Origin of the sequence: Pseudomonas sp. HN2-3 (assembly GCF_020691745.1) — a bacterium.
Classification (GTDB): Bacteria; Pseudomonadota; Gammaproteobacteria; order Pseudomonadales; family Pseudomonadaceae; genus Aquipseudomonas; species Aquipseudomonas capeferrum.
In genome coordinates this window covers 4,565,396-4,588,969 of record NZ_CP085704.1, presented here as the reverse complement: position 1 = coordinate 4,588,969, position 23,574 = coordinate 4,565,396, and the positions used below count along the sequence as shown (strand labels likewise).

The window sequence follows — 23,574 nt, the reverse complement described above, 5'->3', positions numbered from 1 at the left end:
GCCTAGCCTGCGTCAAGACTTAGGTTCGGGGCAACCTCGCGCCCGGATAGAGCGATGCCAGCGTGCCGTGCTGCGCATTTATGGACTTTCACCGTCCTATCACTTGAGGTAGAGAGCAAGATGGCCAAGGCCGCCGATGTCGTTGTGCAATGCCTGGAAAACGAAGGTGTCGAGTATGTGTTCGGCATTCCCGGTGAGGAGAACCTCGACCTGCTGGAATCCCTGCGCAAGTCGAAGATCAAGCTGGTACTGACCCGTCACGAGCAATCCGCGGGCTTCATGGCCGCTACCTATGGCCGCCTGACCGGCAAGACCGGCGTCAGCCTGTCGACCCTCGGCCCCGGCGCGACCAACCTGGTTACCGCCAGTGCCTACGCCTACCTCGGCGGCATGCCGATGATGATGATTACCGGCCAGAAGCCGATCAAGAAGTCCAAACAGGGCCGCTTCCAGATCATCGACGTGTGCGGCATGATGGACCCCATCACCAAGTACACCCACCAGTTCGCCTCGGCCGACAACATCCCTTCGCGCATGCGTGAAGCGTTCCGCCTGGCCGAAGAGGAAAAGCCCGGTGCCGTGCACCTGGAGCTGCCGGAAGACATCGCTGCCGAGCAAACCGATGCCATGCCGATCCCCCGCAGCCTGCACCGTCGTCCGCTGGCCGAACATGTGGCCATCGAAGCCGCCATCGAGAAACTGCGCACCGCGCGCAGCCCGATCCTGGTGATCGGCGCCGGTGCCAACCGCAAGATGACCGCCAAGGTCCTCAAGCAATTGATCGACAAGACCGGTATCCCATTCGTCACCACTCAGCTGGGCAAGGGCGTGGTCGACGAGCGCAGCCCGCGCTTCCTGGGTAACGCTGCGCTGTCGTCCGGTGACTTCGTGCACCGTGCGATCGAAGCCGCCGACCTGATCATCAACATCGGCCACGATGTGATCGAAAAGCCGCCGTTCTTCATGGTCCGTGGCGGCACTGAAGTCATTCACATCAGCTTCCGCTCCGCCGAAGTCGATGCCGTGTACTTCCCACAGGTCGAAGTGATCGGCGACATCGCCAACGCCGTCTGGCAGATCGCCGAAGGCCTGGGCGACACCTCGCACTGGGACTTCACCCGCCTGATGGCCATCCGTGAAGCCAACGAAGCCCAAATCGCCGAAGGCGGCGACGACGACCGCTTCCCGATCTACCCGCAGCGTCTGGTGGCCGACATCCGTCGCGTGCTGCCTTCCGAAGGCATCGTGGCCTTGGACAACGGCATCTACAAGATCTGGTTCGCCCGCAACTACAAGGCGCACAAGCCCAACACCGTGCTGCTCGACAACGCCCTGGCGACCATGGGCGCTGGCCTGCCGTCGGCCATGGCGGCGCACCTCGTGTACCCGGACCGCCCAGTGATCTCGGTGTGTGGCGACGGCGGCTTCATGATGAACAGCCAGGAGCTGGAAACTGCAGTCCGTCTGGGCATGCACGTTACCGTGGTGATTCTGCGTGACGACGGCTACGGCATGATCCGCTGGAAGCAGGCGAACATGGGTTTCACCGATTTCGGCCTGGACTACGGCAACCCGGACTTCGTGAAATACGCCGAAGCCTACGGTGCCAATGGCCACCGCGTGGATAGCGCCGAAGGCTTGCTGCCGCTGCTCGAGCACTGCATCAAGACCCCAGGTGTGCACGTGATCGACTGCCCGGTCGACTACAGCGAGAACGACCGCATCCTCAACAGCGAGCTGCGTGAGCGCGCGCTGGCGGTATAAAGCTTGACCGCCTGTTCGCGGGCAAGCTCACGCTCACAGGATTACAACTTGCCCAAGGGCGGTGTATTCCATGTGAGCGCGGGCTTGCCCGCGAATGCTTTGCGGCAGGCAACAAATACTTCGATCCATTTCCTCATGTGCTAGGGTGCAGGCCAAATCTTCACCCTAGGATCCCCACATGCTCCGCGCGCTCAGCGAAAAAGAACTCCACCGCCTTGAAGACCTGCTGATCACTTACGGCAACGATTATTCGGTGATCAACCTGGCCGAGCTCAATGGCTTTTTCACCGCCCTTGCCAGCTCGCCGGTCACTGTCCACCCCGAGCAATGGTTACCTGCCGTTGCAGGTGGCAAGGTGCCAAACTTCAAGAAGCCTGCGCATGAAGAGGCCTACACGGCGCTGATGTTGCGTTATGCCAGCCAGGTGGCGGAAGAGCTCGCTGACAACGTCGATCACTTCGAGCCGGTATTCGAAGAAGGTGAAGACGGGGTGATCATCATGGAGGAGTGGTGCTTCGGTTACATGCGCGGCACTCAGGTCGCTGCCTGGAGCGAGTTGCCTGCGGAGCAGGATCCCCTGCTCAAAGCGATCTCGCTGCACGGCCTGGAAGACAATTTCGAGTTGCTCGACCAAATGAGCGAGGACGACATTCAAGCCTGTGTCCCCCATGTAATCGACGCGGCACGCGCGTTGTACCGCTTCCATCGTCAGCGTCATTGAAGCGACCGCATCCCCTGTAGAAGCGGCCTGATGTCGCTTCTACCCTTATTGTTTCGCTGTGCGAAATTATCGTTTCCCTCCCGCGCTAATTCTGCTGCCTGTCGAATCAGTTCAACATGGCCTGTATCAGCCCATTCCGGTGCTGTCCAGGAGCCAAGCCCATGTCGAACCCAATCAAACTCTACAACTTCCCCAAGTCCGGCCACGCCCACCGCATTGAGCTGATGCTCTCGCTGCTGAACCTGCCCACCGAGCTGGTCTTCGTCGACCTGGCCAAGGGTGCACACAAGCAGCCCGAGTTCCTTGCCCTCAACCCGTTCGGCCAAGTCCCCGTCATCGATGACAACGGCACGGTCGTCGCCGACTCGAATGCCATCCTCGTGTACCTGGCCAAGCAGTACGACAACGGCACCTGGTTGCCCGAGGACCCCGCAGCCGCAGCCAGCGTGCAACGCTGGTTATCGGTTGCAGCAGGGCCCTTGGCGTTCGGCCCGGCCGCCGCTCGCCTGGTCACGGTGTTCGGTGCTTCGTTCAACACCGATGAAGTCATCGGTCGTGCCCATACCCTGCTCAAGGTGATTGACGCCGAACTGGCCAAGTCCCCCTTCCTGGCTGGCAGCACGCCCACCATCGCCGACGTCGCCAACTATTCCTATATCGCCCACGCACCGGAAGGCAATGTCTCGCTGGAGCCTTACGCCAACGTGCGCAGCTGGCTGGCTCGGGTCGAGGCGTTGCCAGGTTTCGTGCCGATGCCGCGCACTGTGGCGGGCCTGCAAGCCACCGTTTAAGCCCCAACCCTTCCGAGGAATGCCACCATGCATCAGCTCCCAGGCCATCGCTCGTCACCTTGGCACAGCGGTGAGAAGACCCTGCAGGAAAAGGTCGGTGTGTCGGAGCGCATGGAGGTGTTCGGGCAGAAGGTAATCCGCGACCACATGCCCGATCAGCATCGCGCGTTCTATCAGCAACTGCCGTTCATGGTGGCGGGCAGCGTGGATGCCTATGGCAAACCGTGGGCGACGCTGCTCGAAGGCCCGGAAGGCTTCGTCAGCTCGCCCCACCCGCGGCAGCTGACGATCGATGCGTACCTGAACGCAGATGACCCTGCCACACAAGGCCTGGCGGGCGGGCAGGCGATCGGGCTGCTGGGCATCGAACTGCATACCCGCCGGCGCAACCGCATCAACGGCATGATCAGCCAGGCAACCAACGGCCAGCTGCAAGTAACCGTGGAGCAGTCGTTCGGCAACTGCCCGCAGTACATTCAACGGCGCGACTACACCCGTATCGATGAGCCCGCACAAGGTCGCTTCGATGCGACAGCACTCAATGCCCGCGCCGTTGCCATGATCGAGATGGCCGATACCTTTTTCGTCGCAAGCTACGTCGACCACGAAGACGGCCAGCGTTCGGTGGACGTGTCCCACCGCGGCGGCCGGCCAGGGTTCGTCAAGGTCCAAGGCAACCGCCTGAGCATTCCCGACTACGCCGGCAACCTGCACTTCAACACGCTGGGCAACTTGCTGGTCAACCCCTTGGCTGGCTTGCTGTTCATCGACTTTGCCACGGGCAATGTACTGCAGTTGTCCGGGCGTGCCGAGGTGATACTGGACAGCCCTGCCATCACCGCCTTCGAGGGGGCTGAGCGGCTGTGGACCCTGGAGGTCGAGCGGGTGGTGTGGCGCCCGAAAGCGGTGTCGTTGCGCTGGGCGTTCCAGGAATACGCGCCGACCAGCCTGATGACCGGTACCTGGGCAGAGGCCGACACGCGCCTGCAGCAGCGCGAGCGCCAGCGCCAGTGGCTGGCGTGGCGCGTGGTGCGCCTGGAGCAGGAGAGCCGGGATATACGCTCCTTCTACCTGGCGGCAGATGCACCCGTGCAGTTTGCGCCGGGGCAGCATATCCCTGTGCGTATCGCGCTGGGCAGTGACGCCCCGCTGGTGCGTACTTACAGCGTCTCCAGCGCGCCGTCGGACGGCTACCTGCGCATCAGCGTCAAGGCCCAGGGCCCGGCCTCGCGCTATCTGCATGAACGCATCGCCGTGGGGGATCTGCTTGACGTGCGGCTGCCCATGGGCAGTTTTACCCTGGATGAGCAAAGCGAACGGCCGATCGTACTGATCGGCGCGGGCGTGGGCATCACCCCACTCATCGCCATGTTGCGCGAGCAATTGGCCAAGCGCCAGGCCCGACGTATTCACCTGTTTCACGGTGCCCGCAGCCTGGCGGATTTACCGTTCCAGCAGGAGCTGGCCAGCCTGCAGCGGCAGGCTGGCGCGCTGTTGGGCCTGTACCGCTGCCTCAGCCAGCCTGAAGCAGAGGCTGTGCTGGGCCGCGATTACGAACATGCTGGCCGGTTGGGCATCGAGCAGGTGAAGGCCACGCTGACGCTGGATGACTATGACTTCTACCTGTGCGGCCCCGCCCGTTTTACCCAGGACCTGTACGAAGGGTTGCGCACCGTGAACGTTCCCGACGCTCGCATCCATGCCGAAGCCTTCGGGCCCTCGACGCTCAGGCGGCACACCGATGACGACCAGCCTGTGCTGCAACAGCCGCCGGCTGCGAGCGAACCCGTGCCGGTGTACTTTGCCAGCTCGGCCAAGGAGGCGCGCTGGGCACCGGGCAGCGGGACCTTGCTGGAGCTTGCCGAGGCGCGCGGACTGTCGCCGGACTTCAGTTGCCGGGGCGGTTCATGCGGCACCTGCAAGACCCGGGTAGTGAGTGGCCAGGTGCATTACCCGAACCCGCCAGCAGAAATGCCTGATGAGGGCACGGTGCTGATCTGCTGTGCAGTGCCGGCCAACGTGGGGGAGGGCGGGCAGGCCCTGGTGCTGGAACTTTGATGCGGTCTGCAAGGGCTCTTGCAGCAGCACAAAACCTACTGATAACCGATAATCCCCCCACCCCTAGGCCCAGGAGCCGGCATGGACCACATCCACCTGATGAAGGTATTCGTCGCGGTCGGCGAGCTGGAAAGCTTCGCCGCCGCCGCCCGCCGGCTGGACATCTCGCCTGCGGCGGTGACGCGTGCCGTCAGTGCACTGGAAGAGCAGCTGGGTGTCAAGCTGCTGCTGCGCACCACGCGCAGCGTGCGTCTGACCGAGGCGGGAGGCCGCTACCTGGAAGACACCCGCCACATACTTGCCAGCATCCTCGAAGCCAACGAGGCGGCCGCTGGCATCAACGCCACGCCCAAGGGCGATCTGGCCGTCACCGCGCCGATCCTGTTCGGCAAGAAGTTCGTCATGCCGTGCATCGTACGGTACTTGCAGCAGTACCCCGAAGTGGATGTATCTGCCTACTTTCTCGACCGCATCGTCAACATGGTCGAGGAGGGCATGGACGTGGCCGTGCGCATCGGCCCGCTACCAGACTCGGGGCTGAAGGCACTGCGGGTGGGTAGGGTGCGGCGCATGCTCTGCGCCTCGCCCGACTACCTGGCGCGCCACGGCGTACCGCAGCACCCCTCGGATTTGCCGGACCATGCGGTAATCGGCACCACCAACCTTTCACCCCGGGCGGGTTGGCGCTTCGGCGTCACCGATGAACCGACCTTGGTGCGCATGAAGCCCCGGCTGACGGTGACCAGCAATGACGGGGCGATTGCCGCAGCCAGCGGTGGGTTGGGGATTGCACGGTTGTTGTCTTACCAGGTGGCGGACGAGGTGGCGAGTGGGCAATTGCAGGTGATTCTTGCCGAGTACGAGGAGGCGCCCTGGCCGATTCATGTGTTGCACCGTGAGAGCAAATACGGATCGGCCAAGGTGAGGGCATTCATCGACATGCTGGCCCATGAACTGCGGGCTCAAGGATTGGATTGAGGTCGTACAACTAGCCTTTTCTCTGCCGAAATTATTTGTGGCTGGCAGCTTGATCAGCTCATGCAGTGATAATTTATGTTGTACGACGACCTATGACATGGCAATCTTTCGCCTGAAACAAATTGTCTCAATTAGCCGCTGCCGGCCTTGAGCCAATCACCCGCACCTCTAAAAATAATATTCAGGTGAACCATGAAGATGAAAGGCATCCGTTGGTGGATGGTCAGCCTTGTCACGGCTGGGCTCGTCGTCAACTACCTCGCCCGCAATACCCTCTCGGTGGCTGCCCCCACCCTGATGACCGACCTCTCCATCACCACCGAGCAATACGCCAAGATCGTTGCTGCCTGGCAGGTGTGCTACGCCCTCATGCAGCCGATCGCTGGCTGGTTCATCGACTTCATCGGTACCAAGCTGGGTTTTGCCGTGTTCGCCATGGCCTGGTCGGTGGCCTGTGCCGGCGCTGCCTTGGCCACGGGCTGGCAGAGCATGGCGTTCATGCGTGGGCTGTTGGGCATGACCGAGGCGGCGGGCCTGCCCGCTGGCGTCAAGGCCACCACCGAATGGTTCCCGGCCAAGGAGCGTTCGGTCGCCATCGGCTGGTTCAACATCGGCTCCTCGCTCGGTGCATTGCTGGCGCCGCCCTTGGTGGTGTGGGCGATACTGCACAGTGGCTGGCAGCTGGCCTTCGTCATCGTCGGGGCGTCCGGCATCGTCTGGACTTTGCTGTGGATGCTGTTCTACAAGCACCCGCGTGATCAGAAGCGCCTGAGCAGTGACGAGCGCGACTACATCCTTGCCGGCCAGGAAGCACACTTCAAGGAAGAGAAACGTGAGAAGGGCGCCTGGAAGCGTATCTTCAAGACCCGCAACTTCTACGCCATCGCCTCGGCGCGAATTCTCTCGGAACCGGCCTGGCAGACCTTCAATGCCTGGATCCCGCTGTACCTGATGACCGAGCGGCACATGAACATCAAGGAAGTGGCGATGTTCGCCTGGCTGCCGTTCCTTGCCGCAGACATTGGTTGCGTGCTCGGGGGTTACCTGAGCCCGATGTTCCACCGTTACTTCAAGGTGTCGTTGTTCACCTCGCGCAAGATGGTGCTGGTATTCGGTGCCAGTTGCATGATCGGCCCAGCGTGCATCGGCTTGGTGGAAAGCCCGTACACCGCGATCCTGCTGCTGTGTATTGGTGGCTTCGCGCATCAGACGCTGTCGGGTGCGCTGTACTCGATCACCTCGGACTCGTTCAGCAAGGACCAGGTGGCGACCGCCACGGGCATGGGCGGGATGTGCGGCTACCTGGGCGCGGCAGTGTTCACCTTGGTGTTCGGCATCCTGGTGACGCAGATTGGCTATAGCCCGCTGTTCGTGGTGCTGGCGGCGTTCGATATCGTGGCGGCGGTGCTGGTGTGGAAGGTCGCGCGGGAGGTGCGGGGGGCGTCGGATGACAGGCCTGCTGCGGTCGCGGCTGGGGCTCTGGCGTAAGGCGTGTGATGGTGGGGCTGCGCAGCAGCCCCACTGCAGGCAAAGCGGTTACAAGGCCTGGTATTGCATCTTGAAGCCCAGGCTCATTTCTTCACCCTGTTGTAGCAGTCGCAAGCCTGGTCGCCCTGGCAGGTGGTGCGCATTGATCGGGTGGCTGACCGGTTCAAAGCAGAAGAACGCCTTGCCTGGTGGGCAGAACAACAAGAAGTGCTCGCAGCCACTGGCCGTGCAGGCCAGCGAATAGCCCGCGCTGGGCTGTTCGATCACGCAACTGCCAGGCCAACCCCCAAACGCATGATCGACACCCGTCGCTGGCAACGCGCCCGGCGCCTCGAAGCACCAGTCTGCAGGCACCTCTGCAAGGTGTGACGGCAGCCGGCCTTCTTCCGCCAGCCACACATGCTGCGCCGCTGCCCGTAGCCGGGTGTCGGGGTAGCGGGGGAAGTAAGGGTGCAGCCCCAGTCCGTACCAGGTGGCAGCTTCGTCCAGGTGGGTAACATGCAAGTCAAGGTTCAGGCAACCCTCATGCAGGTGTACATCCAGCGTCGCCCGGTAGGCAAATGGCAGCGTACTGTCGAGAGACAGCCGGGCGCGGCGCTCGCTGTGGTGGTCCACATGCCAGGCCTGCTGCCAGGCGCTGCCATGAATCGGGTAAGGGTCGTGGGCGGTGTTGGGCGGCAAGGCCAGCCAGCCCTCGGGCCGTGCGAAGCCCCCTTCGGCAATCCGGTTGGACCACGGCGCCAACGGGTAGCAGGCCAGCTGCCGCGGCGTACCGCTGGCCAGCGCGGCGGGGTCGGAGTGGCGCAGTAGCGCCTGCCCGGTCGCTTTCACCTGCCAGTTGATCAGGCTGGCGCCCAGGTCGGGCGTTAGGCTCAATCGGGTCAGGTGGTCTTGCAGGTGCAGTTCGGTCACAGCCATCAGTGGCTCCTTCGAAAGTGTGTGGTCAGCTCGCCCGGCGGTAGGTCAGCAGCACGATGCCGCACACCACCACGGCCCCGCCGATCAACTGCAGGGTGCTCAGGCGTTGATCGAGCAACGCCCAGCCCAGCAGCAAGGTGGCGATCGGCTCGATATTCATCACCGGCGCGTTCTGCGCCATGTTCAGCCGTGGCACACAGACGAACAGCAGGGTAAAGGCCACGCCATACAGCACCACTAGGCTGGCCAAGGCCGCCCAGCCGCTGGCGCTGACGGGCAGTGACAACCCCGAAGGCATCACCCCGCTGACGCCGGCGACCAGCATGCTGGAGAACACGATCAGCAAGGTCAGCAGGCTGCGTACCGGGCCGCGCACGGCTGCCAGTTTGTGATCGGTGATCCACAAGGCGCAGGCGAAGACACATGCAGCGCAGAATGCCAGGCTGACACCCAGGGCCCAGTGCGGGTTGGCATCGCCACTGTCGGCCAGCCGTGCCGGCACATCCAGCGCCAGCACCAGGCCACAAAGGATCAGGCCCATGAACAGCACGGTACGGCCGGTCGGGCGCGCACCGCCCAGCGCCCAGCTAAGCAGTGCCAGCAACATCGGGAAGGTATTGCCCACCAGCAGCGCCAGTGCCACCGGAATGCGCGCCACCGCCGAATACAGGCACAGGCTCTGCGTGGCAATCAGCAGGCCGAGCAGCAATTGCCAGCGCCGTGTGCCCGCCGGCATGCCGAGTGCCTGGCGCTGCCACAACAGCAGGCCAGCCAGGACCAGGAAGGTAATGCCTGAGCGGCAGAGGATCGCCAGCAGCACGCCGGTGCCGTCATCGAACGCGATGCGCGCGGCGATGTGGTTGGCGGCGAACGCGCACGCCAGCAGCGCCAGCAGTGCAATTGCCAGCTTGCGCGGAAAGAGGGTTGCGACAGAAGAGGGAACAGCCATGTGCAGGATCCATTTGCAGAGAACGGGGCTGCAGCGCAGCCCCATTGGCATTTACAGCACGACGCTCGGCAGCCACAGCGAGATGGCCGGGATGTAGGTCACGGCCATCAACACCATGAACAGCGCCAGGTAGAACGGCAGCAGCGCCTTCACCGTGGCCTCGATGCTCACCTTGCCGATGGCCGACCCCACGAACAGCACCGCACCTACCGGTGGTGTGATCAGCCCAATGCCCAGGTTCACCAGCATGATCATGCCGAAGTGCACCGGGTCCACGCCGATGCCGGTAATAACCGGCAGCAGGATCGGGGTGAGGATCAGGATCAGCGGCGCCATGTCCATCACCGTGCCCAGCAGCAACAGCATGAAGTTGATGCACATGAGGATCACATAGCGGTTGTCCGACAGGGTCAGGAACGCTGTGGTGATCTTCGAGGGAATCTGCATCAGCGTCATCACGTAGCCAAAGCTTGCGGCAAAGCCGATCAGGATCATCACGATCGAGATGGTGCGTACCGTGCGGTGCATCAGCTTGGGCAGGTCACGCCACTTGTAGTCGCGGTAGATGAACATGGTCACGAAGAACGACCAGACCACCGCCACGGCTGCCGACTCGGTCGCGGTGAATACGCCCGACAGAATACCGCCGAGGATGATGACCATCGCCATCAACCCCCACAGCGCCTCACCGGCGATCTTCAATGCCTGGCGCAGCGGGATCACTTCGCCTTTGGGGTAGTTGCGTTTCCTCGCGAAGATCAGGCACAGCCCCATCATCACTGCGCTCAGCAACAGCCCGGGCATGACCCCGGCCATGAACAGCGAGGCGATCGACACCGTGCCGCCGGCGGCCAGCGAGTACAGCACCGAGTTGTGGCTGGGCGGGGTCAGCAGCGCCTGCACCGAGCCACTGACGGTCACTGCGGTGGAGAACTCGCGCGGGTAGCCCTTGCGCTCCATTTCCGGGATCAGCACCGAACCTACCGACGCGGTGTCGGCCACGGAAGAGCCAGAGATTGCGCCAAAGAACGTCGAGGCCATGATGTTGACCAGCGACAGCCCGCCGCGCACGAAGCCCACCAGCACCCCGGCGAACGCCACCAGCCGGCGTGACATACCGCCTTCGGCCATGATCGCGCCTGCAAGCACGAAGAACGGAATCGCCAGCAGCGAAAACTTGTTAACCCCACTGGCGACCTGGATCATCATCGCCTGCAGCGGGATGTCGATCCACCAGGCGCCGATCAGTGCCGACAGGCCCAGCGCATAGGCCACCGGCATGCCGATCAGGATCAGCGCGATGAAACTGCCCAACAGAATGAACGCATCCATTTATGCCGCTCCTTCGCTTTCTTCTACCTGGTCGAAGCGCACCGCCTTGCGGTTGCTCTGATCGCCCAGCAGGAGTTTTTCCAGCACGAACATCAACGTCAGCACGCCACCGACGGGGATCGGCGCGTACGTCATGCCCACCCGCACACCGGGCAGCGAGGCCAGCGACTGGTTCCAGGTGGTGATGCACAGCTTGGTGCCGTAGTAGGTCATGAACACGCACACCACGATCATCAGCAGTTGCACCAGCAGCGCGACCAGCTGGCGCTGCAGGGGTGGCAAACGGTCGGTGATCATCCCCACCGCCATATGCGCCCCGGCGCGGTAGCTGGCCGCGGCACCGACGAATGTGAACACCACCATCAGCAGGATCGAGACCGGCTCTGGCCAGCTGGAGCCGGTGCCCAGCACGTAGCGGGCGAAGATGCCCCACGGAATGATCAGCGTCATGGTCAGGATCGACAGGCCCGCGATCCAGATGCAGCTGCGGTACAGCGTGTCGTTCACGCTCAGGAAAAGCGATTTCATAGGCATCACCAAAGCGGCAGGGCGGCGGCCGCCGCACTGCCGAGGTCGTCTTGGAAGGGGCCGGTATTACTGGACGGCGTCGATACGCTTCATCAGGTCGGCGTACGGCGCGCCGTACTTCTCGCGCACCGATGCAGTGGCCTCGAAGAACGGTTTCTTGTCGACCGTGATGAACTCGACGCCTGCAGCCTTGAGCTTCTCTTCGCTGGCGGAGGACTTGGCGTCCCACAGCGCACGTTCTTCCATCTGCGCCTCACGTGCGACCTTCTTCACCAGTGTTTGCTGCTCGGCGGTGAGCTTGTTCCAGGTGGTCTTGGACATCACCACCGGCTCCGGCAGGATCAGGTGGCCGGTGAGGGTGTAGTACTTGGCGCTCTGGAAGTGGTTGTGTTCGAGCAGGGTCGGCGGGTTGTTTTCGGCGCCGTCGATCACGCCCGTCTGCAGGGCGCTGAAGATCTCGCCGGTGTCCATGGCGATGCCGTTGCCGCCCATGGCGTTCATCATGTCGATGAACAACGGGTTGCCCTGCACGCGGATCTTCATGCCCTTGAGGTCTTCCAGGCTGCGTACCGGTTTTTTCGTGTAGATGCTGCGCGAGCCGCCATCCATCCAGGCCAGTGCCACCAGGTTGAATTCGGAGTTGGTGATCTTGTCGAGGATCTCCTGGCCGATGTCGCCGTCGATGATCTTGCGCATGTGCTCATGGTCGCGGAACACGAACGGCATGTTGAACACATTCACATCCGGCACCACCGGGCCGACGATACCCAGGCTGACCCGGGTCATCTGCACGGCACCGATCTGCGCCTGCTCGATCACTTCCTTCTCGGAGCCGAGTACCCCACCGGCGAACATCTTGAAGGTGATTTCGCCATTGCTGGCGGCTTCGAGCTTCTTGCCCATGTTCTGTTCGGCGACCACGGTCGGGTAGCCGGCCGGGTGGATTTCGGCGAACTTGATGTCCAGCGCGGAGGCCGGCATCGACAGGCTGAAGGCGAAGGGGAGTACGGCAAGGAGCAGCTTGCGTTTGAAGGTCATGTTGAAACTCCGTGGTTTTTATTATCCGGTTTCGTTTGTGCGAGCGTTGTTGGCAGAGCGGTTGTTCAGCCTCGGTAGGCGGGCTCCTCCAGGCCTTTGACGCCGAGTTCGAAGGCAAATACCCCACCGGCCAGCGGCTGGTCGGAGAGGTCGATGCCCGCAGGGCGGATCGAGGTGACGAACAGGGTGTCCAGGTTGGCGCCGCCAAAGGCGCACATCGCGGGTTTCTTCACCGGTACGTTCAGTGAGCGGTCGAGGCGGCCATCGGGGGTGAAGCGGTGGATCTGGCCGGCGTCGTTGCCGCAGATCCAGTAGCAGCCATCCTGATCGATGGCGGCGCCGTCGGGGCGGCCGGGGAAGGCCTGCATGTCGACGAACAGGCGTTTGTTGTGGGGCGTGCCGCTGTCGATGTCGTAGTCGAATACCCAGATCTTCTGCACGTTGGGGTGCGAGTCCGAGAGGTACATGCGCGTGCCGTCGGGGCTGAAGGCCAGGCCATTGGGCACGATCATGCCGTCCTGCTGCAGGTGCAACTGCCCTTCGCCGTCATGCCGGTACAGCGCCCCGACCGGAGCGCCTTGCGGCATGTCCATCAGCATGGTGCCAGCCCAGAAGCGGCCTTGGCGGTCGCAGCGGCCATCGTTGAAGCGCATGCCGCCCATGGCATGTTCGACGCGACTGAGCAAACGGCTGTCGAGGCTGCCATCGGCCTGGGTTTCGAGGGCGAAGATGCCGCTCTCCATCCCTGCAACCCAGCCCTGTTCGGTGCGTGCGATGCAGGCCAGCATTTCGTCACCTTGCCAGGTGTGGTGGGCACCGTCAGGCTGCCAGCGATGCAGCTGGCGGGCGGGGATATCGACCCAGTACAGGGCTTGTTCGGTGGGGTGCCACACAGGGCTCTCGCCGGTACCGTTACGGGCGTCGACGATCAGTTCGCAATTCATGGCCGTGCCTCCTGGCGCGCTGGGGTCAGTTGAACGGTCCGGCCACGGCGAAGGCGCCGCCCTGATAGACCATGCTCGGGTCATCGGCGGCAGGCGCCGGTTGCGCTTCAACCGCTTCGCGGAACACCTCGGAGGTGTCTTTGGGCTCATAGCCCAGGTGCGCGGCATGGCGGTTGTCCCACCACACGGTGCGGTTGTCGGAGGCGCCATAGACGACGGTGTGGCCGACGTCTGGCGTGAACAGCCCGCGCTCGATCAGTTGCACCAGGTCGTCGTAGCTGAGCCAGGTGCACAACATGCGCGGGTTCTGCGGTTGCGGGAACGAGGAGCCGATGCGAATGCTCACGGTCTCGATGCCATAGCGGTCGAAGTAGAAGCTGGCGACATCCTCGCCATAGCACTTGGACAGCCCGTAGTAACTGTCGGGGCGGCGCGGGGCGTGGGCGTCGATGCGCTCGTCCTGGCGGTAGAAGCCGATGGTGTGGTTGGAGCTGGCGAAGATGATGCGCTTGACCCCATGCTTGCGCGCCGCCTCGTAGACGTGGAACACGCCGCAGATGTTGGGGCCGAGGATGTCTTCGAAGGAATGCTCGGTGGACACGCCGCCGAAGTGGATGATGGCGTCTACGCCTTCGACCAGTGCATGCACAGCGGCTTTGTCGGCGAGGTCGCAGGTCACGACTTCTTCATGCGGGCCCGCAGCGGGCGCCATCGGGCTGATATCGGAAAGGCGCAGGACCTCGGCGTAGCCTTGCAGGCGTTCGCGAAGGACCTTGCCCAGGCCGCCTGCGGCTCCGGTGAGCAGCAGGCGATTGAGGGGGGTAGTGGTCATGGCCGGCTCATTGTTAGTTGTTGTAGGTTGTCGTATGACTTCGTTGATTATTGGCAGTGGCGTTGGCTGTTGTCAATGAGGCGTGTGCGGCTTCGCCTGGTCAGGTGGTCAACTGTAGGAGCGGCCTTGCGTCGCGAAAGGGCTGCGCAGCGGCCCCAGGACTCTACCGGCCCCGCCATTGCTGGGCCCGCTTTGCGGGCCTTTCGCGACGCAAGGCCGCTCCTACAGGGAAGCCTGGGTTACAACAGCGACAGGGGGTAGTTGAAGATCAACCGGTTCTCATCGAACTCGTTGTTGCTGTAATCCCGGCGAATACTCGAGTTACGCCACTTCACACTCAAGTCCTTGAACGCCCCGCTCTGGATCACATAGGCCAGCTCCGTCTCGCGCACCCATTCCTTGCCATCGGTAACCGCCCCTGTGTGCACATCCTGCCCGCTGATGTAGCGGTTCATCAATGTCAGCCCAGGCACCCCGACGGTGACGAAGTTGAAGTCGTGCCGCACCTGCCACGACCGCTCATTGGCGTTATCGAAGCTTGAGTTGTAGCTGTCGTTGGCCAGCGTCCCGCCGCTGGTGCCGTTGACCCGCATCCAGGTATCGCCATCGACCTTCTGCAGGCCGACCCAGAAGGTGTTGCCGCCGTACTTGGCCGAGAACATCCCCGAATAGGTCTTGTTGTCCAGCTGCCCGGCACGTTCGGAGCCGTCTTCATCGCCATGGAAGTAGCCCAGGTTGGCACCCAGGGTCCAGTCACCCACTGGCTGGCTGTGGCTCAGTTGCAGGTACTGCTGCTGGTAGACGTCCTTGAGCACTGCATTCCACAGCCCGACCAGCGTGCGGTCCTGGTTGAACTTGTATTCGCCGCCGACGAAGTTGAAGCGGTCCGACAGCCCACCGCCGTAGCTCATGTCCTCCATGCTCGCGTCGTTGCGCGGGCTGTTGCCACGGAACTGCCCGCCATACAGCGTCAGCCCGGCGATCTCGTTGGAGGTGACCTGCCCCCCGCGGAACGTCTGCGGCAGCGAACGGCCATCGTCGGAACGCAGAATCGGCAGCACCGGCATCCATTCCCCGATCTTCAGCTCGGTCTTCGAGATCCGCGCCTTGCCTGCCACCGCCAGCCGCCCGTAATCATCGGCCGGCCGCCCATCGTCGTGGCGCGGCAGCAGCGCGGTGCCGTAGGTGCCGCCACCGCCATCGAGCTTGACCGACCACAGCCCCAGCACATCCACACCGAACCCCACCGGCCCCTCGGTGAACCCCGAGCGGGCATCGAGGATGAAGCTCTGCGTCCATTCCTCGGCCTTGCTTTGCGGGTTGCTGGGGTTGGTGAAGTTGCGGTTGATGTAGAAGTTGCGCAGGCCGAGCGTGGCCTTGGAATCTTCGATGAAGCCCGCCGCCACGCTGGTGCCCGGCAGGCTCCCGAGCATGCCGGCGCCCAGCAGGGCAAAGGGGAGGGTTTGGCAGATTTTCATTATTGTTGTGCTCCACAAAGGGGTGTGGCAGCCCGTCCACCGGGCACGCGCAAGCGGCCTGCGGCGAGGGCGGGTGGGTAACGGACCGGTCAGGGCCTAGGGGGTGAAAACGGGACAGGCGAGCGGCGAGGGTAGTGCGCGAGGTGTGTCGACATGGGATCTTCCACTGATTGTTGTTTTTGTTATGCGTTGTCGTACAACTTGGGCGATTTTTAGCAAGTGGGGAGGGGGATGTCAACGCTTTGTGGTGCGATGGTTTTGTGGAGGTACTATGACCTTGGTTTTGGTGCAGGTTCTCGACGGGGATCGCGAATAGGCTGGCGGGTGTATGCCTTGAGTGTTGCAGCGCCTGTGAGATCGAGCGCCGCGCGCGGGCGGCGCTCGATCTCACAGGCGCTGTAACACTCAAGACATGCACCCGTGAACCCAAAACGGCACCCGAAGGCGGCGGCAGCCAGCCCCTATTTCACCCGCGCAAACACCTTCGCCAGCGCCTCCACCGCTACCCGCATCTCGGCTGGCGTCTGCGCCGCGAACCCCATCAACAGGCCGGTATCATTGCGCGGCGTCGCATACAAACTGCCGAGCCCCAGCAGATCAATCCCTACCACGCGCGCCGCCTCGACCACCGCCTCTTCAGGCAAACCCTGCACGAAATGGCAGGGCATCTGCAGCCCGCCGGCCGGGATGCACGGCGCCAGAAACGCCCCCAGATGCTTGTGCACGAGCTCAGCCAGCACGTCCCGTCTCTCGGCATACAGCGCCCGCATGGCCCGCACATGAGCCGTGTAATGCCCGCCCTCCATGAACCTTGCCAAGGTCAGTTGCGCAATGGACGCGTTATGCCCGTCCTGCAGCGTGCGTGCGCTGGTCATCGGGGCGACGAGCGAGGGGGGCAACAGCAGGTAGCCGATACGCAGGCCGGCAAACAGCGACTTGGTGAAGGTACCGATGTAGAGCGTGCGGTCATGCGCGTCCAGGCCCTGCACGCAGGCAGTCGGCCGGCCTTCGTAGTGGAACTCGCTGTCGTAGTCGTCTTCGATGATCCAGGCACGCTGCTGCCGGGCCCATTCGATCGCCTGCAGGCGCCTGTCCAGCGACAAGGTCGCGCCGGTGGGGTATTGGTGGGAGGGCGTAAGAAAAACCGCCCTGGCATTGACGCCCAGCCGCGCCATGTCCTCTACCCGCATGCCGTTTTCATCCACCGGCACGGGCACGCCTACGAGGCCTGCGGCGGCGATGGCTTTGCGGGTGCCTTGGTAGAGCGGGTCTTCGACCAGCACCTGATCGCCGGCATCCATGAGCACTTGGGCGCACAGGCCAAGTGCCTGCTGCGAGCTGGTGAGGATCAGCACCCGATCGGCAGTCGCCTGAGCCCCCCGTTCGAGGTTGAGGTAGTCAGCGATCGCGCTGCGCAGCGCAGGCATGCCTTGTGGCGCACTGTGCTCCAGCGCCTGGGTGCCATATTCCTTGTAAACCTGGCGCTCCAGCTTCTCCCAGGTTGCCAGGGGAAACTGCCGGGTCTCGGCAACCCCCGGTGCGAACGGGCGCGGCCCCTGGAAGTTGTTTACGCCCCCGCTGTGCAGCACGGCCATTGCTCTGCGGCTCAGGTGAGCTGGCTCATCGCAGAGCACCTCGCGTTGGCGCTTGCGCCGCGGCAGGTGCCGCGCGCGTTGTGACACGAAGCTTCCGCTGCCCACCCGGCGCTCGATGAAGCCCTCTGCATGCAACTGGCTGTATGCCGCCTCGACGGTATCCCGCGAGACGCCCAGGGAAAGCGCCAGCGGGCGTGAAGCCGGCAGCGACTTGCCGACCGGCAATGCGCCCTCAAGGATCAATTGGCGAATCGCCCTCTGGATCCGTACGTGCAGCGACAACGCCCCATGGGCGGGGTCACTCATCCAGGCTTTCACCGATTGCAACTGTGCATGTTTGAACATTGGTCTGCTTCACTTGCGAAAAGTGGCGGGGCTATTCAGGCCATTCTATCGCTATAAATGCACCTGTTTTCCGACCATTCCCACATTGAGAGGGGTTCACCATGACAGTTGCACAAACATTGGTTTCGGTTCGCGAGTTGAAGCAGAGCGATTTGCAGCAATGGAGCGCGTATTGGGAGCAGTATCAGGCGTTCTACAAAGTAGAGCTGAGCAAGGCCACGACCGAACTGACCTGGGCCCGTTTCTTCGACCCGGCCGAGCCCGTGCACTGCGCCGTGGCCACGGACGGTGAGCGGGTGCTCGGCTTCGTCCATTATGTGTTCCATCGCTCGACCTGGGGGCGTAACGACTTCTGCTACCTGGAAGACCTGTTCGTTTGCCCGAGCACACGGGGCAAGAAGGTGGGCAAGCAGTTGATCGAGTTTGTGCAGGGCCAGGCGCAGGAGAAGGGCTGTGACCGGCTCTACTGGCATACCCAGGAAACCAACCAGACCGCACAGCGGCTGTACGACTGGATCGCTGAGAAGCCCGGGGTGATCGAATACCGGATGGCGCTGGCTTGAATGCGAGCTGACCCACCTGGTTTGTTCAGCCCGGCGCATATCCTGTGGGAGTGGGCATGCCCTGGGTACAAACCGAAGACATGATTTACCCGCCAAGGCGGCAGCACACAGTACTGTTACCAAGGCACGGGATTGATTGATCACTAACGTACAGCCCAAAAAAAAGGCTGCCAATTGGCAGCCTTCTTGTTTCTCAGCCCGGACAATCAATCCCAGCTCAAAGCCCCGCCAGTCTGATACTCGATCACACGCGTCTCAAAGAAGTTCTTCTCCTTCTTCAAGTCCATGATCTCGCTCATCCATGGGAACGGGTTGGTGGTGCCTGGGTACTCTTCCTTCAGGCCAATCTGGGTCAGGCGGCGGTTGGCGATGAACTTGAGGTAGTCCTCCATCATCGCGGCGTTCATGCCCAGTACGCCACGCGGCATGGTATCGCGGGCGTATTCGATCTCCAGTTGGGTCCCTTGCAGGATCATCTGGGTCGCTTCTTCCTTCATCGAGGCATCCCACAGGTGCGGGTTCTCGATCTTGATCTGGTTGATCACGTCGATACCGAAGTTCAGGTGCATCGACTCGTCACGCAGGATGTACTGGAACTGCTCGGCAACGCCGGTCATCTTGTTGCGGCGGCCCATCGACAGGATCTGGGTGAAGCCGCAGTAGAAGAAGATGCCTTCGAGTACGCAGTAGTAGGCGATCAGGTTGCGCAGCAGCTCTTTGTCGGTTTCCGGGGTGCCGGTGTTGAATTCCGGGTCGGAGATGGCGCGGGTGTACTTCAGGCCCCAGGCGGCTTTTTTCGCGACCGACGGGATCTCGTGGTACATGTTGAAGATCTCGCCTTCATCCATGCCCAGCGACTCGATGCAGTACTGGTAGGCGTGGGTGTGGATCGCCTCTTCGAAGGCCTGGCGCAGGATGTACTGGCGGCACTCCGGGTTTGTGATCAGGCGGTACACGGCCAGGGCCAGGTTGTTGGCAACCAGGGAGTCGGCGGTGGAGAAGAAGCCCAGGTTGCGCATGACGATGCGGCGCTCGTCTTCGGTCAGGCCGTCCTGGCTCTTCCACAGGGCGATGTCGGCGGTCATGTTGACCTCTTGCGGCATCCAGTGGTTGGCGCAGCCGTCGAGGTACTTCTGCCAGGCCCAGTCGTACTTGAACGGTACCAGCTGGTTGAGGTCGGCGCGGCAGTTGATCATGCGCTTTTCGTCGACCGCAACGCGGGCAGCGGAGCCTTCCAGCTCGGCCAGGCCTTCAGCAACGTCGAGGGCGTCGAGGGCGGCCTTGGCGCGTTTTACGGCTTCGGAGTCAGAAGCGGTAGCAGCACGGGCTTCCAGGGCGGCGGCACCGCCGGCGCTGTCGAGCTTGTCGAGGGTGGCGGCGGCGTTGGCCTGCGCAGGGGTGTTGCCTTTGGCGGCTACTTCGCCGTCTTCGTTGTCGAATTCGTCCCAGCTCAGCATGGTTTGGCTCCTGCTTGAGGGTTGCCCTGAGGCAACCGGTTGGATTTTAAGAATGTGATGCCTGACGCAAGGCCGTTACGGCGAATGGACAGCTCGAGAGGCTGACTCTCGTTACATCTGACGTGTGCCTGGCCAGGCCTCGGGGAGGGGCCAGGGACTTGAATGGGTGCCCTTTTCAGAGGGGGCGCAGTATACCGGAATTCGTCTTCGATCGGGGCGCGTGTCTGGCGGTCGGGGGTAACTTTTTCGACCGGTTTTAGGTGCGTCCGTTCACGAGGCTTGTGTCGGCATCTACGGGGTGGAAGTGTAGCGGCAAAAAGCGCATGGCACTACATGTGGTGTGTTTTAATTTTAGCAGCACATTATGTTGTGTCTGGCGCGATTCTTGTAGGAGCGGCCTTGTGTCGCGAAAGGGCTGCGTAGCGGCCCCATGGATACCCGCGGCGACGCTAAAATCCTGGGGCCGCTGCGCAGCCCTTTCGCGACACAAGGCCGCTCCTACAGAACCGCGTTCAGCCGGCCACTGCGCAGATACAAAAATGCCGCAAAGGGGCACCCGTGGGCACCCCTTTTGCGGCATCAGGCCTTACTGGCAGGCTTCGCAGTCAGGCTCGTCGATGGCGCAAGCTTTCGGCACTGGTGCCGGGCCGGCAGCCTGGACCGGGGCGCTGTCGCCGCCGCTGGAAACGGCGTTGAGCTTGCCGGTGTTGATGGTCGACTTCTCGGTGCTGGTCGCGGCCAGGGCACGGAGGTAGTAGGTAGTTTTCAGACCACGGTACCAGGCCATGCGGTAGGTCACGTCCAGCTTCTTGCCCGAAGCGCCGGCAATGTACAGGTTCAGCGACTGAGCCTGGTCGATCCACTTCTGGCGACGCGAGGCGGCATCGACGATCCACTTGGTCTCGACTTCGAACGCAGTGGCGTACAGGTCTTTGAGCTCTTGTGGAATACGCTCGATCTGCTGCACCGAACCGTCGTAGTACTTCAGGTCGTTGATCATGACCGAGTCCCACAGGCCGCGGGCCTTCAGGTCGCGGACCAGGTACGGGTTGATCACGGTGAATTCGCCCGACAGGTTCGATTTCACGTACAGGTTCTGGTAGGTCGGCTCGATGGACTGCGATACGCCGGTAATGTTGGCGATGGTCGCGGTCGGCGCGATGGCCATGATGTTCGAGTTACGAATACCTTTTTGTACGCGAGCACGCACCGGTGCCCAGTCCAGGGTCTCGTTCAGGTCGACATCGATGTACTTCTGGCCACGGGCTTCGATCAGGATCTGTTGCGAATCCAGCGGCAGGATGCCCTTGGACCACAGCGAACCTTGGAAGGTCTCGTAGGCGCCACGCTCGTCGGCCAGGTCGCAGGAAGCCTGGATCGCATAGTAGCTGACCGCTTCCATCGACTTGTCGGCGAACTCGACGGCAGCGTCGGAGCCGTAGGCGATGTGCTGCAGGTACAGTGCGTCCTGGAAGCCCATGATGCCCAGGCCGACCGGGCGGTGCTTGAGGTTCGAGTTACGCGCTTGCGGCACCGAGTAGTAGTTGATGTCGATCACGTTGTCGAGCATGCGCACGGCGGTGTTCACGGTGCGTTGCAGCTTGGCGGTGTCCAGCTTGCCATCGACAATGTGGTTCGGCAGGTTGATCGAGCCCAGGTTGCAGACCGCGATCTCGTCCTTGTTGGTGTTCAGGGTGATCTCGGTGCACAGGTTCGAGCTGTGGACCACGCCCACGTGCTGCTGCGGCGAACGCAGGTTGCACGGGTCCTTGAAGGTCAGCCATGGGTGGCCGGTCTCGAACAGCATCGACAGCATCTTGCGCCACAGGTCTTTGGCCTGGATGGTCTTGAACACCTTGATCTTGTTGTACTCGGTCAGGGCTTCGTAGTACTCGTAGCGCTCTTCGAAGGCCTTGCCGGTCAGGTCGTGCAGGTCTGGCACTTCCGACGGCGAGAACAGGGTCCACTTGCCGTCATCGAAGACGCGCTTCATGAACAGGTCAGGGATCCAGTTGGCGGTGTTCATGTCGTGGGTACGACGACGGTCATCACCGGTGTTCTTGCGCAGCTCGATGAATTCTTCGATGTCCAGGTGCCAGGTTTCCAGGTAGGCACAGACAGCGCCCTTGCGCTTGCCGCCCTGGTTGACCGCAACGGCGGTGTCGTTGACCACTTTCAGGAAGGGTACGACGCCCTGGGATTTACCGTTGGTGCCCTTGATGTAGGAGCCCAGTGCACGCACAGGGGTCCAGTCGTTGCCCAGGCCACCGGCGAATTTCGACAGCATGGCGTTGTCGTGGATCGCGTGGTAGATGCCCGACAGGTCGTCCGGCACGGTGGTCAGGTAGCAGCTGGACAGCTGCGGGCGCAGGGTACCGGCGTTGAACAGGGTCGGGGTCGAGGCCATGTAGTCGAAGGACGACAACAGGTTGTAGAACTCGATCGCACGGGCTTCTTTTTCTTTCTCTTCCAGCGCCAGGCCCATGGCCACGCGCATGAAGAACACCTGTGGCAGCTCGAAGCGCACGCCATCCTTGTGGATGAAGTAGCGGTCGTACAGGGTCTGCAGGCCCAGGTAGGTGAATTGCTGGTCGCGCTCGTGGTTGATCGCCTTGCCCAGTTTTTCCAGGTCGAAGTCGGCCAGGGCCGGGTTCAGCAGTTCGAACTCGATACCTTTGGCGATGTAGGCGGGCAGGGCCTTGGCGTACAGCTCGGCCATCTCGTGGTGGGTGGCGCTGTCGGCAACGCTGAGGAAGCCCAGGCCTTCGGCACGCAGGGTGTCCATCAGCAGGCGGGCGGTGACGAACGAGTAGTTCGGCTCACGCTCGACCAGGGTACGGGCGGTCATCACCAGGGCGGTGTTGACGTCCTTGATGGCCACGCCGTCGTACAGGTTCTTCAGGGTTTCGCGCTGGATCAGGTCGCCATCGACTTCGGCCAGGCCTTCGCAGGCTTCGCTGATGATGGTGTTCAGGCGCGCCATGTCGAGCGGCGCCATGCTGCCGTCGGCCAGGGTGATGCGGATGCTTGGGTGCGGCTCGACCACAGCGTCGGTGTTGGCGCGGGTGGCGCGCTCTTTCGCGCGCTGGTCGCGGTAGATCACGTAGTCGCGGGCGACTTTCTGCTCACCGGCACGCATCAGGGCCAGTTCGACCTGGTCCTGGATTTCTTCGATGTGGATGGTGCCACCCGATGGCATGCGACGCTTGAACGTGGCGGTGACCTGCTCGGTCAGGCGCGCGACGGTGTCGTGGATGCGCGACGAAGCGGCGGCGGTGCCGCCTTCAACTGCGAGGAACGCCTTGGTGATGGCCACGGTGATCTTGTCGTCGGTGTAGGGGACGACAGTGCCGTTACGCTTGATCACGCGCAGTTGGCCGGGCGCGGTGGCAGCCAGATCCTGGTTGGCATCGGCGGCCTGCGGCACCTGGGCCTGCGGGTTCTCGCGAGTTGTGTCGGTTTGCATGGGTGGGTGTCTCCACAGTTTCTATATTGTACAGGCGCCTTTTGAGCGCCCACCGTTCCGTCCACTTGCTCGATCACCTGGCGGGGGATGCGTCATGCGCGCGCATCCGCCCGCTCGGGCGTACCGACTTCGGGACAGACTCAGGAATAAGGGGCAATAGCTTGCCGCTCCCTGGCCGAAGTCAAAGGCTTTGGGCTGAGCCCAAAAGCTGTTGCAGTTCAGTACTCCGCTGGAGCGGTATGGCTGGTCAGATCACCTGAAGTTCAACCGTAAAATGGAATAATTTGCCGGGTTGACTTTTGTGTGTGATTTTGCACGAACCCCAACAT

Annotated in this window: 18 protein-coding genes; 7 read left to right on the top strand and 11 right to left on the bottom strand. The window is 62.6% G+C overall.

All coding sequences use genetic code 11. The features are described from left to right. Positions 1-120 precede the first annotated feature (120 nt). The 6 genes from LJX93_RS20800 to LJX93_RS20775 all read left to right on the top strand — a co-directional run bounded on the left by LJX93_RS20800 (position 121) and on the right by LJX93_RS20775 (position 7,800). On the top strand, positions 121-1,764 hold the full coding sequence (locus tag LJX93_RS20800) for an acetolactate synthase large subunit (RefSeq protein WP_033699916.1): 1,644 nt from the start codon (positions 121-123) through the stop codon (positions 1,762-1,764). Positions 1,765-1,942: 178 nt separating this feature from the next. Further along, on the top strand, positions 1,943-2,485 hold the full coding sequence (locus tag LJX93_RS20795; protein WP_227696387.1) for a UPF0149 family protein: 543 nt from the start codon (positions 1,943-1,945) through the stop codon (positions 2,483-2,485). 161 nt (positions 2,486-2,646) lie between these two features. After that, positions 2,647-3,276: a glutathione S-transferase family protein gene (locus tag LJX93_RS20790; protein ID WP_227696386.1), complete on the top strand. Its 630-nt coding sequence runs from the start codon at positions 2,647-2,649 to the stop codon at positions 3,274-3,276. A gap of 27 nt (positions 3,277-3,303) precedes the next feature. Continuing rightward, on the top strand, positions 3,304-5,334 hold the full coding sequence (locus tag LJX93_RS20785; protein WP_033699906.1) for a pyridoxamine 5'-phosphate oxidase family protein: 2,031 nt from the start codon (positions 3,304-3,306) through the stop codon (positions 5,332-5,334). 81 nt (positions 5,335-5,415) lie between these two features. Beyond that, positions 5,416-6,312, top strand: a complete 897-nt coding sequence (locus LJX93_RS20780) for a LysR family transcriptional regulator (protein ID WP_033699904.1) — start codon at positions 5,416-5,418, stop codon at positions 6,310-6,312. A 192-nt stretch (positions 6,313-6,504) separates the two neighbouring features. Further along, positions 6,505-7,800, top strand: a complete 1,296-nt coding sequence (locus LJX93_RS20775; RefSeq protein WP_033699902.1) for an MFS transporter — start codon at positions 6,505-6,507, stop codon at positions 7,798-7,800. Positions 7,801-7,848: 48 nt separating this feature from the next. Here the strand turns inward: LJX93_RS20775 and LJX93_RS20770 are convergent, their stop codons facing one another. From LJX93_RS20770 to LJX93_RS20730, 9 genes are all read right to left on the bottom strand, one after another. Further along, the gene (locus tag LJX93_RS20770; RefSeq protein ID WP_033699900.1) at positions 7,849-8,718 is read right to left on the bottom strand and encodes an aldose 1-epimerase; all 870 of its coding nucleotides are present in this window, start codon (positions 8,716-8,718) and stop codon (positions 7,849-7,851) included. 25 nt (positions 8,719-8,743) lie between these two features. Further along, positions 8,744-9,667: an EamA family transporter gene (locus LJX93_RS20765; RefSeq protein WP_033699898.1), complete on the bottom strand. Its 924-nt coding sequence runs from the start codon at positions 9,665-9,667 to the stop codon at positions 8,744-8,746. A gap of 51 nt (positions 9,668-9,718) precedes the next feature. Continuing rightward, positions 9,719-10,999: a TRAP transporter large permease gene (locus LJX93_RS20760; RefSeq protein ID WP_033699896.1), complete on the bottom strand. Its 1,281-nt coding sequence runs from the start codon at positions 10,997-10,999 to the stop codon at positions 9,719-9,721. Further along, positions 11,000-11,527, bottom strand: coding sequence for a TRAP transporter small permease (locus LJX93_RS20755; RefSeq protein ID WP_033699895.1), 528 nt, complete (start codon positions 11,525-11,527; stop codon positions 11,000-11,002). It lies immediately after the preceding gene. Between the two features lie 66 nt (positions 11,528-11,593). Next, a complete protein-coding gene (locus LJX93_RS20750; protein WP_033699894.1) occupies positions 11,594-12,565 on the bottom strand; it encodes a TRAP transporter substrate-binding protein in 972 nt (323 codons plus the stop codon). A 65-nt stretch (positions 12,566-12,630) separates the two neighbouring features. After that, a complete protein-coding gene (locus LJX93_RS20745; RefSeq protein ID WP_033699893.1) occupies positions 12,631-13,509 on the bottom strand; it encodes a glucurono-1,5-lactonase in 879 nt (292 codons plus the stop codon). A gap of 25 nt (positions 13,510-13,534) precedes the next feature. Beyond that, positions 13,535-14,341 carry an NAD-dependent epimerase/dehydratase family protein gene (locus LJX93_RS20740; protein WP_033699892.1) on the bottom strand — a complete coding sequence of 269 codons (807 nt, stop codon included), beginning with the start codon at positions 14,339-14,341 and terminating at the stop codon, positions 13,535-13,537. A gap of 239 nt (positions 14,342-14,580) precedes the next feature. Further along, entirely contained in the window at positions 14,581-15,819 is a 1,239-nt protein-coding gene (locus tag LJX93_RS20735) for an OprD family porin (RefSeq protein WP_227696385.1), read from the bottom strand. Between the two features lie 461 nt (positions 15,820-16,280). Beyond that, complete coding sequence (locus LJX93_RS20730) at positions 16,281-17,759, bottom strand: PLP-dependent aminotransferase family protein (protein WP_227696384.1); 1,479 nt, start codon at positions 17,757-17,759, stop codon at positions 16,281-16,283. Positions 17,760-17,860: 101 nt separating this feature from the next. Here LJX93_RS20730 and LJX93_RS20725 point away from each other — a divergent pair, with 101 nt between their 5' ends. Next, entirely contained in the window at positions 17,861-18,322 is a 462-nt protein-coding gene (locus LJX93_RS20725) for a GNAT family N-acetyltransferase (RefSeq protein WP_033699887.1), read from the top strand. Positions 18,323-18,528: 206 nt separating this feature from the next. Here the strand turns inward: LJX93_RS20725 and LJX93_RS20720 are convergent, their stop codons facing one another. Both LJX93_RS20720 and LJX93_RS20715 read right to left on the bottom strand, forming a co-directional pair. After that, complete coding sequence (locus LJX93_RS20720) at positions 18,529-19,779, bottom strand: ribonucleotide-diphosphate reductase subunit beta (protein WP_033699886.1); 1,251 nt, start codon at positions 19,777-19,779, stop codon at positions 18,529-18,531. A gap of 586 nt (positions 19,780-20,365) precedes the next feature. Continuing rightward, positions 20,366-23,245: a ribonucleoside-diphosphate reductase subunit alpha gene (locus tag LJX93_RS20715; protein WP_033699885.1), complete on the bottom strand. Its 2,880-nt coding sequence runs from the start codon at positions 23,243-23,245 to the stop codon at positions 20,366-20,368. Positions 23,246-23,574 lie beyond the last annotated feature (329 nt).